A 15,711-nucleotide genomic window follows, 5' to 3' on the forward strand; every position below is an offset into this window, starting at 1 on the left:
GAAGCCTCCGATGACTGCCTTCACTCACCAGTTCCATCCCACGTCGCTGCGCGAATACGACATCCGCGGCATCATCGGCCAAACCCTGTCGGGCAAGGACGCCTTCGCCATCGGCCGCTGCTTCGGCAGCATCGTCGCGCGCGAGGGCGGCAAGAAGGTCGCCGTCGGCTATGACGGCCGCCTCTCCTCCCCCGAGCTGGAGGAGCAGCTTGTCGCCGGCCTCGTCGCCTGCGGGCTGGAGGTGGCGCGCATCGGCTGCGGCCCGACGCCGATGCTCTATTTCGCCTCCTACGAGCTGAAGGCCGATGGCGCCGTCATGGTCACCGGCAGCCACAACCCGCCGAACTACAACGGCTTCAAGATGATGCTGGGCAAGAAGCCGTTCTTCGGCGCGCAGATCCAGCAGATCGGCCAGATGGCCGCCGCCGGCGACGTGGTGCCGGAGGCTTCCGGCTCCTCCACCCAGATCGACGTGTCGGATGCCTATGTCGCCCGCCTGCTGAAGGATTACGATGGCGGCGACCGCGCGCTGAAGGTGGTGTGGGACCCGGGCAACGGCTCCGGCGCCGAGATCACCAAGCGCCTGGCCGCCAAGCTGCCGGGCGAGCACATCGTCATCAATGGCGAGATCGACGGCAACTTCCCCAACCACCATCCCGACCCCACGGTTCTGAAGAACCTGGAGCAGATCATCGCCAGGGTGCGCGAGACGAAGGCCGATCTCGGCATCGCCTTCGATGGCGACGCCGACCGCATCGGCGCGGTGGATGGCGAGGGCAACATGCTGTTCGGCGACCAGCTCCTGGTGGTGCTGGCGCGGGACGTGCTGAAGCAGCATCCGGGCGGCACCATCATCGCCGACGTCAAGGCATCCCAGGTGCTGTTCGACGAGGTGGCGAAGGCCGGCGGCACGCCGCTGATGTGGAAGACCGGCCACTCGCTGATCAAGGCCAAGATGGCCGAAACCAAGGCGCCGCTGGCCGGCGAGATGTCGGGCCACATCTTCTTCGCCGACAAGTGGTACGGCTTCGACGACGCGCCCTATTCCGCCGTGCGCCTGCTCGGCATCGTGGCGCGCGCGGGCGAGAGCCTGGCGCAGATGCGGGACGCGCTGCCCAAGGTCATCAACACCCCCGAGCTGCGCTTCAACTGCCCGGATGAGCGCAAGTTCGGCGTGATCCAGGAGGTGAAGGGCCGCCTCGCCACCTCCGGCGCCAATGTGCAGGACGTGGATGGCGTGCGCGTGCTGACCGAGGATGGCTGGTGGCTGCTGCGCGCCTCCAACACCCAGGCGGTGCTGGTGGCCCGCGCCGAGGCCAAGACGGAGGAAGGGCTGGAGCGCCTGAAGGCCCTGCTGGCCGAGCAGCTCGAAGCGTCCGGCCTCGCCGCGCCGGACTTTTCCGGGGAAAACGCCGGGCACTGATCCCAGCCTTATCGATTGCGGTGGCTGGCCCTGGCCAGCCCGCCGCGCCGCTGTGTAGCCTTCCCCCTGGGAAAATATGTTCCAGGGGGAAGACTCTGAATGACCGAACAGGCTTCCGGGCGCTGCTTCTGCGGCGCCATGCGCTTCCGCTTCGACCATGCGCCGCTGGCCGTGCGCAGCTGCTGGTGCCGGGATTGCCAGTACCTTGCCTGCGGCAATGCCTCGGTGAACGCCTTTTTCCGCCGCGCCGGGCTGTCCATGGAAGGCGCGCCGGCCGTTTATGTCAGCCACGCCGCCAGCGGCAACACCATGCGGCGCAGCTTCTGCCCCCATTGCGGCACCCATCTGTTCAGCGAGGCGGAAGCCCGCCCAGAAACCGTGGTGGTGCGCGTCGGCACCCTCGATGACCGGGAGGTGGGGCGGCCCGCCAGCATCATCTGGACCGGCTCCGCCCCAGGCTGGGCGGAACTGGACCCGGCCGTTCCGCATTGCGAGGGCCAGCCCGCGATCCCGCCGGTGCCGCCGTCCCCCTCGGCCGCCGGGTGAGAGCCATGCCGCCGCGGAGACCGCCCGCTTATTGCGGGTGGATCAGCGGTGTGCGCCGCCAGCCTTTTGGCTCGCGCTTCTTTTCCCGCAGGAAGGTGATGGCGCCGGCACCGATGATGATGGCGACGCCCAGGATCATCGGCGCGTCCAGCCGGTCATGGAACACCCAGTGGCCGAAGCCGATCGCCCAGATCATCTGGCTGTATTGCGGCGGCGCCACCAGGCTGGCCGGCGCCAGGGCGGAAGCCAGCATCAGCAGCGCGTTCCCCGCCGCCGCCAGCATCCCATAGCCCAGCAGGAACACCCATTGCTCCAGGCTGGGCCAGAGGAAGCCGGGCAGCATCATGATGAAGCCGCCCAGCAGCGGGCCGACCAGACCCGCGCCGTAAAGGGAAACGCGCTTCTCCCTCGCGCCCAGCGCCCGCAGCATCACGATGGTGACGGCCGAGGCCAGCGCCCCCATCAGCGCGCCGGCATGGCCCGGATTGAGCTCGCGGAAGCCGGGCCGCAGCACCACCAGCACGCCGATGAAGCCCATCGCCACCGCGCCCCAGCGGCGCCAGCCGACATGCTCCTTCAGGAGCACCACCGACAGGATGGTGACAAAGGCCGGCAACAGGAACAGCAGCGCGAAGGCCTCGGCCATGGGCAGCCAGGTGAAGGCCATGACGCTGCCCAGGCTGCCGGCCAGCGCTGCCACCGCCCGCATGATCCAGAGCCGCCAGTCGGAGGCGGAGAACACGTCCCGGTACCGCTCCCCCGGTCGCCGCACCAGGGGCAGGATGGTGAAGCCCATCAGCGCGCCCCAGAAGATGATCTCATAGGCGTTCAACCCGCCCTTCAGCAGCTTCACCGAGGCGTCGCTGATGGCAAAGACGGCATAGGCGAGAAAGGCGAGCAGCACGCCCTTCAGCACGGTTCGGTCCATTGTGGTGTCCAGAAAGGCGGCGCCGATTCGCCCGGCGCGCCGGGAGGTGATCTAAAGCGCGTCCGGCGCCGCGGGTTGAAGTGACATTTCGCCTCGCGCCGGCGCTCCCGGCCTTTTGCGGCGCCCGCGCCACGCCTAGGCTCCGCTTTTCACCGCCGGAGTGCCCATCCCATGCTGCAACCGCCCCCCGCCCAGCCCGGAATGCCCGAGGATGAGGTGGACACCCCCGCCCTGATCCTCGACCTCGATGCGTTCGAAGCCAATCTGGACGCCATGGCCGGCTATCTGGCGCCCACCGGCGCGAAGCTGCGGGCCCATGCCAAGACGCACAAATCCCCGGTGGTGGCCCTGCAGCAGATCCGCCGCGGCGCCGTGGGCCAATGCGTGCAGAAGGTGGCGGAAGCCGAATGCCTGGCCTGGGGCGGCGTGCCGGACATCCTGGTCTCGAACGAGGTGGTGTCGCCGCGCAAGCTGGCCCGGCTGGCGGCGCTGTCGCGCATCAGCAACGTCGCCCTGTGCGCCGATGATGCCGACGCCGTGGCACTGGCCGAGCAGGCCGCCGAGGCCGCCGGCATCCGCCTGTCCGTGCTGGTGGAGATCGATGTCGGCGCCGGCCGCTGCGGCGTGACGCCGGGGCCGGAAGCGGTGGTGCTGGCGCGGCGCATCGCCGGCAGCCCGCATCTGCGCTTCGGCGGGCTGCAGGCCTATCACGGCAGCGCCCAGCACATCCGCAGCCCGGAGGGGCGCGCCAAGGCCATCGGCGCGGCCATCGACCAGACCCGCCGCACGGTGGAGCAACTGCGCCAGCAGGGGCTGGAATGCGGCATCGTCGGCGGCGCCGGCACCGGCACCTTTCCGCTGGAAGCGGCGAGCGGCGTGTTCAACGAGGTGCAGGCCGGCTCCTACGCCTTCATGGATGCCGATTACGCGGCCAATGAGGCGGCGCCGCCCTTCCGCCACGCGCTGTTCGTGCTGGCCCAGGTGATGAGCGTGCCGAAGCAGGGACTCGCCGTGGTGGATGCCGGGCACAAGGCGCTGCCCACCGATTCCGGCTTCGCCAAGCCGTGGCAGCGCCCGGGCCTCACCTATGCCGGCGCCTCGGACGAGCATGGCAACCTGCGGGTCGAAGGCGGCGCGGCGCCGAAGCTGGGGGAGAAGCTGCGCCTCGTTCCCGGCCATTGCGATCCCACCATCGACCGCTTCGACTGGTTCGTGGGCGTGCGCGGCGGCCGGGTGGAATGCCTGTGGCCGATCGCGGCGCGCGGGGCGATGCATTAAGGCAGTCCTTTCTCCGCCGTCCCGTCACGGCGGAACTGCCCCTGATCATCGCATGGGCGGCGGACTGGCCAGGCTGGCGGGACGCGGTGCCACCAGCACCGCGCGGCCCGCCAGCACCAGGTAGAATCCCGCCATGCCCAGCGGCACCTTCAGGTACAGGCCGCTCACCAGTTGCGCGAGAAGATCGTGCAGCACCAGAAGGCCAAGCATCGCGAAGCCGGCGGTCAGCAGGCCGCTCCGCAATGGGCGGGTGCCGTCCCAGGCCCATAGCCCCACCGGCAGCACCGCGCGGCGCAGCAACAGCCAGCCCATGCCCAGCAGGATCAGCAGGCCCAGCACCACCACCACGGCCAGAAGAACTTCCAGCGCGGCCGCATCGGCCCAGCGCGGCATCAGGCGCCGCGACAACCGTTCCAGGTGATGCCAGAAGGCGGCCGGCAATTGGAGGCACCAGACAGAGGCCGCCAACAGGAGCAACGCCCGCCTGCTGGACGGGGTGCGCAGATCCCGCCATGAGCGGCCGCTGAGCCAGGCGAGGCCCAGAAGGCCGCACACGGAGAACAGCAGCAGGGCGCGCCCGCCATCGAGCAAGGGCCATCGCCAGCCTTGCAGCGCATGCCAGCGCCGGAACCATTCGGCCTTGAATTCCGCATGGGCGCGGCGGCCGGCCTCCCCCGACCCGGGGGATGGCGGCTCCTCAGCCAGCATCCATTCCGCAGCGGCGGGATCGGTGAAGGCCGGCATCGAGCGTGACCACAGCATCATGCCGGCGCCCGCAAGCCCCAGCAGGATCAGCAGGATCAGCAGGGCGGCCAGCGCCCGCCGGTCCCGCCCCGGGAAAACGCCCCGCATCCCTTCACTCCGCGACAACGGCATCATCCTGGAGCGCGGATCGCGGCGGCGGAAGCGGCTGCCCGGTCAAATCGGCGCGGCGGCCGCCTACCCCTTGCGGGAGAGCAGGAACAGCGCCTGCTCGCCGAACAGGTTGGCCAGCCGCACCGAGCGCTTCCAGGGCGCGCGCAGCCCGTGCTCATCCACCGCCAGCCATTCCTGCACCGCGTAGCCATCCTGCTCGCACAAATCGAGGAAGTCGAGAATGGTGCAGGGATGGATGTTGGGGGTCTCGTGCCAGGGCCGGCCCCAGGTCTGGGTCATGGGCATGCGGCCGGTCAGCAGCAGTTTCATGCGCACTTCCCAATGGCCGAAATTGGGAAAGGACACCACGGCGCGGCGGCCGATGCGCAGCATCTGCCGCAGCACCTCGCGCGGCTTCTCAACGGCATGGATGGTGCGGGACAGCACCACGTAGTCGAAGGCGTCATCGGGATAGAAGGCGAGGTCGTTGTCGGCATCGCCATGGATCACGGCGAGGCCCTGCGCCACGGCGGCGGTGGCCTGCGCCATGTCGATCTCGATGCCGCGGGCATCGGCGTCCTTCTCGCGCTCCAGATGCTCCAGCAGCGCGCCATCGCCGCAGCCGATATCGAGCACGCGGGCGCCCGGCTTGATCATCTCGGCGATCAGCCGCAGGTCGAGCCGCATGTTCTTGGCGACGTAGCGGACCGGGGCCGGTGTATCGGGCAAGGCGGGTGATCCTGGCCGGTTGCGGAGGCCGTTCGATAGACCCGGTGGACCCGCATGGCAAACGCCGCAAATGCAAATGGGGGCCGTATGGCCCCCATGCATGGTCTCGGACGCTGCGCCGGGATCAGGCGGCGCGCAGAACCTTGGGCAGGTCGGCCACGGCGGCGTCGATCAGCCGGGCATCGGCGGCGGCGTCCAGGTTCTGGGCGATCACCTCGCGCGCGGCGGCGGTGGCGATGCTGGCCGCGGCCTGGCGCACCTCGGTCAGGGCGGAAGCCTCGGCCGCATGGATGCGGTCCATCGCCATGCGCTCGCGGCGCTTGGCGGCGGCCTCCGCCTCGGCGGCGGTGGCGGCCGCGAGGCGCTCGGCCTCCAGCTTGGCGCGGGCGATCAGCGTCTCGGCCTCGGCCAGCGCGGCCTTGCGGTCGGCATCGGCCTGGCGGCGCATCGCCTCGGCCTCGGCGCGCAGGCGCGCGGCCTCATCCAGCTCGGCGCGGATCTTGGCGGCGCGGGCGTCCAGCGCTTCCGTGCCCTTGTTCCACATGGTGCGGCCCAGCAGCACCACGAAGATGACAAAGGAGACCGCGACCCAGAAGGTCGGGTTGAGCCAGAAATGCTCGTAATGGTGCATCGTGGCGCTTCCTTATGCCCGGCCCTGGACGGCCAGCTCACGCTGCACGGCGGCGGCGACGGCGGGCTCGTTCTTCAGCCCGGTCAGGCGCGTCACCAGCGCGTTGGCGGTGTCGGTGGCCACCTCGCGCAGCGCGCCCATGGCGGCGTCGCGGGCGGTGTTGATGCGGCTCTCGGCCGCCTCGATCTGCTGGTTCAGCCGGGCGTTCAGCGCGGCGGCCTGCTCGGCGGCCTCGGCCTGGGCCGACTGGGTCGCGGCGGTGATGGCGGCGTGGCTTTCCTGCCGGGCGCGGGCGGTGGCCTCCTGGTGCGCGGCCATCGCCGCATCGGCCTCGGCCTTTGCGGCACGGGCGGCTTCCAGGTCACCGTCGATGCGGTTGCGGCGCTCCTCCAGCACGGAGGCGACGCGCGGCAGCGCGATCTGCGACAGGATGTAATAGAAGACGCCGAAGATGATCAGCAGCCAGACCACCTGCGCCAGCATCAGCGGGTTGCCGAAGTCGAGCTGTGGCATGCCGCCGCCGGAAGCCTCGGCGCTCGCGACCGACTGCGCCTCGACCCCGTCGAGCACCGTGGTTGCCGCCTGGGCGCTGGCCGTGAACAGCCAGGCTGTCGCGCCGGCGAGAGTGAACCGCTTCATCATCTGCATCCCTGCAATTCGCGCCCTGAAGTGAAGGGGCGCGGCGACATGCCGCCGCGCCCAGGCCGGTATCAGGTGAACAGGATCAGGAAGGCGATCAGCAGCGCGAACAGCGCCACGGCTTCCGTCAGGGCGAAGCCCAGGATGCCGATCGGGAACACGGTGTCGCGCGAGGCCGGGTTGCGGGCGACGGACGCGATCAGCGTCGAGAAGATGTTGCCCAGCGCCAGACCGACGCCGAACAGGGCGAGGACGGCGATGCCGGCACCGATCGCCTTCGCAGCAAGCACGATTTCCATCAGAGGTATCCCTTCGCTGATCTGATGTTAGGTCCGCCGGACGCGGCCCTGAAAAGACGTGGTCCCTTTGTGAGGACTGACCCCGTCAGTGCAGGTGCACCGCGTCATGCAGGTAGATGCTGGTGAGGATGGCGAACACATAGGCCTGCAGGAAGGCCACCAGGAGCTCAAACCCGACCAGGAGCACGTTGACCGAAAGCGGCAGCACCGCGAGGAACGGGCCGACCACGCCGAGGCCGCCCAGCAGCACCACGAAGGTGGCGAACACCTTCAGCAGCACGTGGCCGGCGACCATGTTGGCGAACAAACGGACGGAAAGGCTGATCGGCCGCGAAAGGTAGGACACCACCTCGACCGGCACGATGATGGGCGCGAGCCAGAGCGGCGCGCCCTCGGGGAAGAAATAACCGAAGAACTTCTTGCCGTGCAGCGCCAGCGCCACGGCGGTGATCACCACGAACACCAGGAAGGCCAGCCCGAAGGTGACCGCGATGTGGCTGGTGTAGGTGAAGGCGAAGGGGAACAGCCCCAGCACGTTGCCGAACAGCACGAACATGAACAGGGCGAAAACGAAGGGGAAGTAGCGCTTCCCCTCATGGCCGATCTGCCCGACCACGAGGTTCTCGACGAATTCATAGAAGGTCTCGGCCACCGCCTGGAAGCGGCCCGGCACGATGGCGCGCGGCGCCATGCCCCACATCATGATCGCCGTGATGATCACCACGGCCAGCAGCATATGCGCGTTGGACTGGGTGAAGTTGACCGCCGCGCCGATCGGCCCGAGGGCGTGGGTCAGCTCGAACTGGCTCAGGGCGTCGATCGTCTTGCCTTCGGCGGCCACTGCGGCTCTCCCGTGTTCCCGGTCATCCCCCGGGCGCGGTTCGCGGCGATGGCCATGCCTGGCCGCCGCCGACCGTGCCCGGTCCTCTTGCTGGCGCGAAGCGGCGCGCGGCGCCGATCGCTCCGGGCCAATGGCCCGGCGGCGCCGATTGGCGCCCCAACCCTTATTTCCCGGCGCCGCGGCGGGGGCTGAACAGCCGATAAACGTTCATCACCCCGGCAACGCCGCCCACCACGAAGAACACCAGAAAGAGCCAGGGAAAGCTGCCGAGCCAGTGGTCAAGCAACCACCCGAGCCCCGCCCCCGCGATCAGGGCCGAGACAACCTCGATCCCCGCCCGCAGGCCGATCTGCAACGCCCCGGCCGGCAGCCCATCCTGGCCCGCCTTCGGGTCAGAGGCATCCTTCTCCAGTCCACGGCGTTGCCGGGCCTGCTTCAGGCGCTCGTCGAATTCGTCGCGTTCGGTCAACCCTTGCTCCCGCGGTCCCCCCGCCGGAAGGCTGTCCGGCTCGTAAGGCGTCGGTCATGAGGTGTCAAGGACGCGCGGCCGCATCCACGATCGGCAGCGCGGCCGGATCGCCGGGGGGCGCGCGGAAGGCCGCCGCCACCGCCGCCGCCGTCATCGGCCGGCCCAGCAGGAAGCCCTGCGCGGCGTCGCAGCCGAGGTCCCGTAGCAGGGAAAGCTGTTCCGGGGTTTCGACGCCTTCCGCCACCACCTCGGCGCCGAGGCCATGCGCCAGCCGCACAATGGTCTCGATGATCCAGGAGCTGTTGTTGCCGTCGGCGCGGTTGAGGCTCTGCACAAAGGTGCGGTCCACCTTCAGCACGTCGAAGGACAGGTGCTGCAAATATCCGAGCGAGGAATAGCCGGTGCCGAAATCGTCCAGCGCCGTGGTGACGCCGAGGTCGTGCAACGCCCGCAGCGCTTCCCCCGCGGCGGCCGGGTTGCCGATGAACACCTGCTCGGTCAGCTCGACCTGCAACAGGTTCGGCGGCACGCCGCTGCCGGCCAGCGCCTCCCGCACCAGCTGCACCGCCTGGTTGGTGGCGAACAGGGTGGCGGAAATGTTGACCGCCACGCGGATCTCCATGCCTTCCGCCATCCAGGCGCGGATCTGCGCGCACACCATGTCCAGCACGTTGCGGGTCAGCAGCGGGGCGAAGCCCGCCTCCTCCGCCGCCGGCACGAAGCGGGCGGGGTTCATGGCGCCATGCACCGGGTGGTCCCAGCGCAGCAGCGCCTCACAACCGATCACCCGGTCGGCCAGCAAGCCGTATTTCGGCTGGTAGGCGAGGTAGAGCTGGTTGCGCTCCACCGCGGCACGGAGGTCCTCCTCCAGCATGCGCTGGCTGCGGCGCAGTTCCTCCATCGCCGGCTCGAACAGCACCGCGCGGCCCCGGCCCTCCGCCTTGGCGCGGTACAGCGCCATGTCGCTGCGCTGCTGCAGCGCCTCCACCGTGGTGCCGTCCCGCAGGCCCAGCGCGCTGCCGATGCTGGCGCCGGAGCGGATGGTGCAGCCATCGATCTGGAAGGGCTCGTTCATGATCCGCGCCAGCCGGTTGGCCAGGCGGACGGCATCGGCCGCGCTGCGGGCCTCCGCCTGGATCACCGCGAACTCGTCGCCGCCGATGCGCGCCAGCAGGTCGTCCGCCCGCAGGCAGGCCCGCATCCGCTCCACAGCCGCCAGCAGCAGCTTGTCGCCGGTGGGATGGCCAAGGCTGTCATTGATGGACTTGAAGTGGTCGAGATCGATCAGGTGCAGCGCGAAATCGCCCCCCTGCCCGTCCCGCGCCTGGCGCAGCCGGGCCCGCAGCCGCGCGGCGTAAAGCAGGCGGTTGGGCAGGTTGGTCAGCGGGTCATGCTCGGCCAGGTGGCGGATGCGGTCTTCCGCTTCCTTCCGGTCGGTGATGTCGAGCGCCGCCAGCACCACCCGGCCGCGATTCTCGCCTTCCCCTTCCACGGCCATGCCGGTGATCAGCAGGGTGCGCAGGGCGCCCTCATGGTTGCGCGCCCGCCGCTCGGCATAGGGGGTGGGGCCGGAGCTGCCCAGGGCCCAGTCCAGCAGGTCCCGCCCGCCAGTGTCCAGCCCCAGCTCGGCCGGGGTGCGGCCGATCACCTGCTCGGGCCGCACGCCATGGAAGCGGGCCAGGGCGTCGTTCAGGAACAGGAAGCGCCCGCCGCGATCAAAGGCGGAGATCATCGCCGGCACGGCGCCAACCAGCGCCCGCAACATGCGCTCGGCCTCCGCCTGGCTGGCGGCCGCGGCCGTGGCCCGCCGCAGCATCTGGCGCGCCCGCCTTTCCTGCGCCGACAGCAGCGCCACCAGCGACATGGTGGACAACAGCAACCCCAGCAGGGACGCCAGCAGCACCCATTGCGGGGCGCGCATCTCCGTGGAAGCGCGGCGCTGGCCATAACGCGCCTGGTTGTGCAGCTGCCGCGCGGTGTCGTTCAGCTGCGTTTCCAGCGCGGCGAAGGTCGCGTTGAGGCGCGGAACGGCGGTGCCGTCGCCCTCCAGCAGGGCGGAAAGGTCCTCCTCCAGCACGGCCAGCCGCGCCATCATCCGGGGCTGGACCTCGCGCAGCAGCTGGATCTGCGGCGATTCAACATCGGGCCGCACCGAATCCAGCAGCCGGACGCGGCTGTAAAGGATCTCGAAGCGCTCCGAAAGCCGCCAGCCCGGCGTCTGGCCGGCCTGGAACTGCGCCAGGATGGTGTTGAAGCGGGCGCCCTCGATGCTGGCCTGGGCCGCCATCCACATGCCGGTGCGCTCGATCGCCACCTCGCGCCGGTATTGCGCGGCGATGAGGCCAGCCGATCCCACCGCCGAAACAAGGCACAACAGGGCCGCGAGTCCCAGCCACAGCTTGCGGGGCAGGCGCGGCGCCCGGCCCAGGGCGCCAGGGCGCCGGAAGCCGAGCAGCCGGCCCATCCTCAACGAACCTCGATCCGGGCGAGCTGCCAAACGGCGTAATGATGCAGCGCCGGCCGGTCCAGCTCCGGCCTGTCGGACCAGGGGAACACGATCCAGACCGGACCAAAATCGCGGATGCGGATGGGGCTGCCTTCCATGCGGGTGGCCAGCAGCGCGCCGGCCGCCACCCCATCCGCCACCGGGATGACCGAGCGGTAGTCATTGAGCGCGGTGACGTGCAACTCCCGCCCCTGCGCCCGCACCGCTTCCAGCAGCTTCCGCAGCGGCACGCCGCTGAAGCGCCGCGGATTGGGCGTCCAGGGCGTCACGGTGGTGAACTCCGCCATGCCCAGGGCTTCCAGCGCCTCCAGGGAAAAACGGCGCTCGGTGCTGCCGGGGTCCGGGGCGCCGATGCGGCCGCTGACCACCAGGGTCGGGCGCGGCGCCTCAGTGGCCCGCGCGGCCGGCGCCGCAAGCATCCCGCAGCCAAGCCCGATCGCCGCCCGCCGCCGCAGCATCCGCCCGCGCATTCCCTCGCACACCAGGGCCATGGCTCCTATCACAGCAATGCGGCCAAAATGTTAATGGCCCGCTTCCACCATCTCGGTCGCCAGGCCGAGATCAACCGACAGCAGCCGGCTCACGCCCCGCTCCTGCATGGTCACGCCATAGAGCCGGTGCATCCGGGCCATCGTCAATGGATGGTGCGTGACAACGAGGAAACGTGTGCCGGCCTCCGCCGCCATGGCTTCCAGCAGGCCGCAGAGCCTTTCAACATTCGCATCATCCAACGGCGCGTCCACCTCGTCCAGCACGCAAACGGGGGCGGGCTGGCAGCGGAACACGGCGAAGATCAGCGACAGCGCGGTCAGCGCCTGCTCGCCGCCCGACAACAGCGACAGGGTGGCCAGCTTCTTGCCCGGCGGCTCGGCATAGATCTCGAGGCCGGCTTCCAGCGGGTCATCGGAACCGACCAGCGCCAGATGCGCCCGCCCGCCGCCGAACAGCCGCCCGAACAGCGCCCGGAACTCGCCATCGACGCGCTGGAACACGGCGCGCAGCCTTTCCCGCCCTTCCCGGTTCAGATGGCCGATGGAGCCACGCAGCTTGGCGATGGCCGCGCCGATCTCGTCGCGGTCGCGGTCGATGGCGCCGATGCGCTCCTCCACCTCGGCCATCTCCTGCTCGGCGCGCAGGTTGACCGGCCCCATCTCCTCCCGCTCGCGCGCCAGCCGCTCGGCCTTGCGCCGCGCCCGCTCCTCGGCCGCCTCGGAGATATCCTCGGGCGGCTCCGGCAGGACGGGATTCTCGCCCAGCCGCTCGCCCAGGCGCTCGGCGACGCTGGCGGCCAGCGCCTCGGCCTGGCTGACGGCGGCCTCGGCGCGAAGCTGCGCCTCACGCGCCGAAGCGAAGGCGGCATCGGCGGCGCGGCGGTTTTCCGCCGCCTCGCGGTCCTCGGCTTCGGCGGCCTTCAGCCGGGCGGCGGCGTCCGCATGGCGCGCTGCCGCCTCCGCCAGCACCCGGCCGGCGGCGGCGCGGGTGGCGGCGGCTTCCTCCGGCGCGGCGGCGGCGGCATCCCGCGCCGCCTCGGCCTCGGCGGCGCGGCGGGTCAGCTCGGCCAGCCGCCCGGCGGCGGCCTCGCGCCGGCCGGTCCAGGACGCCCGCTCCTCGGCGATGGCGGCGAGCCGGGCCTGTGCGCGGTCCGCCTCCGCGGCCAGCGCGGCGGCGGCATCCCGCGCCGCCCCGGCCCGCGCGCGGGCGGCGGCCAGTTGCTGGCGCGCCGCCTCAACCGCGCCGCGCAGGCGGTCCAGGTCCGGCAGGCCCGCCAGGACCTCCCGCGCCGCCCGCAGCGCGGCCTGGGCTTCCTCATGTTCCCCGGAAACCCGGCTAAGCTGCGGCGCCAGCGCGGCGAGCCGGCTTTCGGCGCTGGCGGCACGGGAAGCCAGCCGCGCCTCGGCGGCCCGCGCCGCTTCCAGTCCTGCTTCCGTTTTGCGGCGCGCCTCGCGCGCGGCCGCCTCGGCGGATTGCGCGGCAGCCTCGGCCCGCGCCGCCTCGTCGCGCGCGGCCCGCCCCCTCGCGAGGTCGGGCAGGCCCGACAGCGTGGCGGCGGCGGCATCGCGCAGCGCCTCGGCCGATGCCAGCTCGGCATCGAGCCGTTCAAGCTGCGGTTCCAGCGCGGCGATGCGGCTTTCGGCGCGGGCGGCGGCGGCGGCGAGCTTGGCGTCCGAGTCCCGCGCGCGGCCCAGCGCGGCCTCGGCCTGGCCGCGGCCGGCGCGGGCCGCGGCTTCGGCGGCGGCGGCCCGGGTTTCGGCCGCCTTGGCCGCCTCGGCCTCGGCCATCGCCTCCCGCGCGGCCCGTGCCGCCTGTTCCAGCGCCGCCTCCGCGGTGCGCAGCCGGTTGCGCTGGGTCAGCCGGACGGCGCCGGGGCTGGGCGCGCCGGCCCGCGCGCCATGGCCATCCCAGCGCCACAACGCGCCGTCCCGCGTCACCAGGCTCTGGCCCGGCGCCAGGTCCTGCTGCAACGCCGCGCCCTGGCCGGCATCGTCCAGCAGGCCGATCTGCGACAGGGCGCGCGCCAGTTCCGGCGGCGCCTGCACCAGCGAATCGAGCGCCGTGGCGCCGGGCGGCAGCGGGGCGGGAGTGGCCAGCGGCGGCAGGCGGCGCCAATGGCGCGGCGCCGCGGCATCGGCCGGGCTTTCCAGCCCTTCCCCCAGCGCGGCGCCCAGCGCGGCTTCCAGCCCGGGCGGCACGGTGATGCTGTCGAGGATCGGCGCGGCGCCGCCGGATTCGCGGGACCGCAGCAAATCCGCCAGGCCCTGGCGCTCGGCCTCGGCGCGGGCGCGGGCGGCTTCGGCGGCGCCGGCCTGGCCACGCGCCAGGGCGTGAGCGCCGGCGGCGGCGGAGCGTTCCGCCTCGGCCTTGGCCAACCTCTCCCGGGCCTTGGCGAGCGCTGCCTCGGCCTCGGCGGTGGCGGCATGGGCGGCGGCCAGCGCCTCGGCGGCGGGGCGCTCGGCGGCGGCGGCGGCATGTTCGCGCCGCATCCGGTCGCGCTGCTCGGCCACCTGCCGGGCGCGGGCTGCGGCGCCGTCCCGCTCGGCGGTGGCGCGGCCGCGCGCGGCCTCGGCCTCGCTGGCGGCGCGGCGGGCGGCGGCATGCGCTTCCTGCGCGGCGATACGGCGCGCTTCGGCCTGTTCCAGAGCGGCGCGGGCCTCGGCCAGGGCGGCCTCGGCGGCGGCGCGGGCGGCCGCGGCGGCCTCGGTCTCGGCGGTGGAAACGCGGGCGGCCTCGGCGTCCCGCGCCTCGGCGGCCAGGGCATCGCGCTGTTGCCGCAGGCGTTGTTCGCGCTGCTGCGCCGCCACCGCATCCCCGGACGCCTTGGCGTGGCTGGCGGCGGCCTCGGCCGCCTGCTGCGCGGCCCGGTCGGCCTCGGCCTCGGCGGCGGCGACGGCGGCCTCGGCCTCCGCCTGCTCGGCCTGCGCGGCCCCCTGCCGCGCCGGCAGCGCGGTCAGCACCCCTTCCAGCGCCCCGGCCTCGGCGGCGAGGCGGGCTTCGGCGGCCTCGGCATCCTCGGCCGTGCGCGCGGCGTGGCCGAGATCGTCCTGGATCTGCGCCAGCAGCGCGGCGGCGGCCTCGAAGGCGGCGCGGGCGCGGCGTTCGGCGGCCTCCAGCCCTTCCTGCTCGACCCGGCGTCGCTCCAGCGCGGTCCGGGCCTCGGCCTCGGCCTCGCGCGGGGCCGGCAGGGCGCGCTCGGCGGTGAAGGCGCGGGTGGCGGCGTCGGCGGCGGCCTGTTCGGCGGCGCGGGTGGCGGCGCGGGCGGCGGCATGGGCGGCGCGGCCGCCGGCCAATGCCTTCTCGGCGCGCGCCACCAGCAGGGCGAAATATTCCGCCTCGGCCTGCCGGGTCAGGCCGGACAGGTTGCGGTAGCGCGCCGCCTGCCGCGCCTGGCGCTGCAGCCCGATGCGCTGCACGTCGAGCTGGCCCTTCAGGTCGTCGGCGCGGGTCAGGTTGGTTTCGGCCTGGCGCAGCTTGAGCTCCGCCTCGTGCCGGCGGGCGCGCAGCCCGGCGATGCCGGCGGCCTCCTCCAGCACCTGCCGGCGTTCCTCGGGCTTGGCGGCGATCAGCGCCGCCACCTTGCCCTGGCTGACCATGGCGGAGGAGCGCGCGCCGGAGCCGATATCGGCGAACAGCGTCTGCACGTCCCGGCCGCGCGCCTCGCGGCCATTGATGCGGAAGCCGGTGCCTTCCCCGCGCACGATGCGGCGGGTGATCTCCAGCTCGGCGGATTCCTGGTTGGGCGGCGGGGCGAGGCCGGAGGCATCCTCCAGCAGCAGCGTCACCTCGGCCTGGTTGCGCCCGCTCCGGGTGGCGGTGCCGGCGAAGATGACATCATCCATCTCGCCACCGCGCATGGCGCGGGCATTGGTTTCGCCCATTGCCCAGCGCAGCGCCTCGACCACGTTGGATTTGCCGCAGCCATTCGGGCCGACAATGCCGGTCAGGCCCGGCATCACCTCCACCGTGGTGGGCTCGGCGAAGGATTTGAAGCCCGCGATGCGCAGCCGCGTCAGCACCGCGCGCAGCGCCGCGGCACGCGCGGCCTCCGTCGCCGCCGCATCGCGCGGCGGCG

14 protein-coding genes are annotated in these 15,711 nt (G+C 72.1%); 3 read left to right on the forward strand and 11 right to left on the reverse strand.

Going from position 1 to position 15,711, the window contains the following annotated elements:
* Positions 1–10 precede the first annotated feature (10 nt).
* Together pgmG and F0Q34_RS11465 are read left to right on the forward strand one after the other, a co-directional pair.
* Positions 11–1,423 (forward strand): phosphoglucomutase/phosphomannomutase PgmG, encoded by a 1,413-nt coding sequence (gene pgmG / locus F0Q34_RS11460; protein ID WP_149812350.1) that lies wholly within the window; start codon positions 11–13, stop codon positions 1,421–1,423.
* A gap of 99 nt (positions 1,424–1,522) precedes the next feature.
* A complete protein-coding gene (locus tag F0Q34_RS11465; protein WP_206667998.1) occupies positions 1,523–1,969 on the forward strand; it encodes a GFA family protein in 447 nt (148 codons plus the stop codon).
* 28 nt (positions 1,970–1,997) lie between these two features.
* Here F0Q34_RS11465 and F0Q34_RS11470 read toward each other — a convergent pair whose 3' ends face one another.
* Positions 1,998–2,897, reverse strand: coding sequence for a DMT family transporter (locus F0Q34_RS11470; RefSeq protein ID WP_206667999.1), 900 nt, complete (start codon positions 2,895–2,897; stop codon positions 1,998–2,000).
* Positions 2,898–3,068: 171 nt separating this feature from the next.
* Between F0Q34_RS11470 and F0Q34_RS11475 the strand changes: the two genes are divergently transcribed.
* Positions 3,069–4,175: a DSD1 family PLP-dependent enzyme gene (locus F0Q34_RS11475; RefSeq protein WP_174242036.1), complete on the forward strand. Its 1,107-nt coding sequence runs from the start codon at positions 3,069–3,071 to the stop codon at positions 4,173–4,175.
* A gap of 45 nt (positions 4,176–4,220) precedes the next feature.
* On the opposite strand, the gene F0Q34_RS11480 is transcribed toward F0Q34_RS11475, so the two are convergent.
* From F0Q34_RS11480 to F0Q34_RS11525, 10 genes are all read right to left on the reverse strand, one after another.
* Positions 4,221–5,027 carry a hypothetical protein gene (locus F0Q34_RS11480; protein WP_149812351.1) on the reverse strand — a complete coding sequence of 269 codons (807 nt, stop codon included), beginning with the start codon at positions 5,025–5,027 and terminating at the stop codon, positions 4,221–4,223.
* An 87-nt stretch (positions 5,028–5,114) separates the two neighbouring features.
* Positions 5,115–5,717: a methionine biosynthesis protein MetW gene (metW, locus tag F0Q34_RS11485; protein WP_149812431.1), complete on the reverse strand. Its 603-nt coding sequence runs from the start codon at positions 5,715–5,717 to the stop codon at positions 5,115–5,117.
* Positions 5,718–5,883: 166 nt separating this feature from the next.
* Complete coding sequence (locus F0Q34_RS11490) at positions 5,884–6,390, reverse strand: F0F1 ATP synthase subunit B family protein (RefSeq protein ID WP_149812352.1); 507 nt, start codon at positions 6,388–6,390, stop codon at positions 5,884–5,886.
* A 12-nt stretch (positions 6,391–6,402) separates the two neighbouring features.
* Positions 6,403–7,029, reverse strand: coding sequence for a F0F1 ATP synthase subunit B family protein (locus F0Q34_RS11495; RefSeq protein ID WP_241665442.1), 627 nt, complete (start codon positions 7,027–7,029; stop codon positions 6,403–6,405).
* A 71-nt stretch (positions 7,030–7,100) separates the two neighbouring features.
* A complete protein-coding gene (locus F0Q34_RS11500) occupies positions 7,101–7,328 on the reverse strand; it encodes an ATP synthase subunit C family protein (protein ID WP_076959667.1) in 228 nt (75 codons plus the stop codon).
* 85 nt (positions 7,329–7,413) lie between these two features.
* A complete protein-coding gene (locus tag F0Q34_RS11505) occupies positions 7,414–8,169 on the reverse strand; it encodes a F0F1 ATP synthase subunit A (RefSeq protein ID WP_149812354.1) in 756 nt (251 codons plus the stop codon).
* 163 nt (positions 8,170–8,332) lie between these two features.
* Complete coding sequence (locus F0Q34_RS11510; RefSeq protein ID WP_149812355.1) at positions 8,333–8,638, reverse strand: AtpZ/AtpI family protein; 306 nt, start codon at positions 8,636–8,638, stop codon at positions 8,333–8,335.
* A gap of 64 nt (positions 8,639–8,702) precedes the next feature.
* Positions 8,703–11,102, reverse strand: coding sequence for a putative bifunctional diguanylate cyclase/phosphodiesterase (locus F0Q34_RS11515; protein WP_241665454.1), 2,400 nt, complete (start codon positions 11,100–11,102; stop codon positions 8,703–8,705).
* Positions 11,103–11,104: 2 nt separating this feature from the next.
* Complete coding sequence (locus tag F0Q34_RS11520; RefSeq protein ID WP_149812357.1) at positions 11,105–11,635, reverse strand: molybdopterin-dependent oxidoreductase; 531 nt, start codon at positions 11,633–11,635, stop codon at positions 11,105–11,107.
* Positions 11,636–11,665: 30 nt separating this feature from the next.
* Positions 11,666–15,664, reverse strand: a complete 3,999-nt coding sequence (locus F0Q34_RS11525) for an AAA family ATPase (protein ID WP_194163322.1) — start codon at positions 15,662–15,664, stop codon at positions 11,666–11,668.
* Between the last annotated feature and the right edge of the window lie 47 nt (positions 15,665–15,711).

This window comes from Teichococcus oryzae (assembly GCF_008386565.1).
GTDB classification, from domain to species: Bacteria; Pseudomonadota; Alphaproteobacteria; order Acetobacterales; family Acetobacteraceae; genus Pseudoroseomonas; species Pseudoroseomonas oryzae.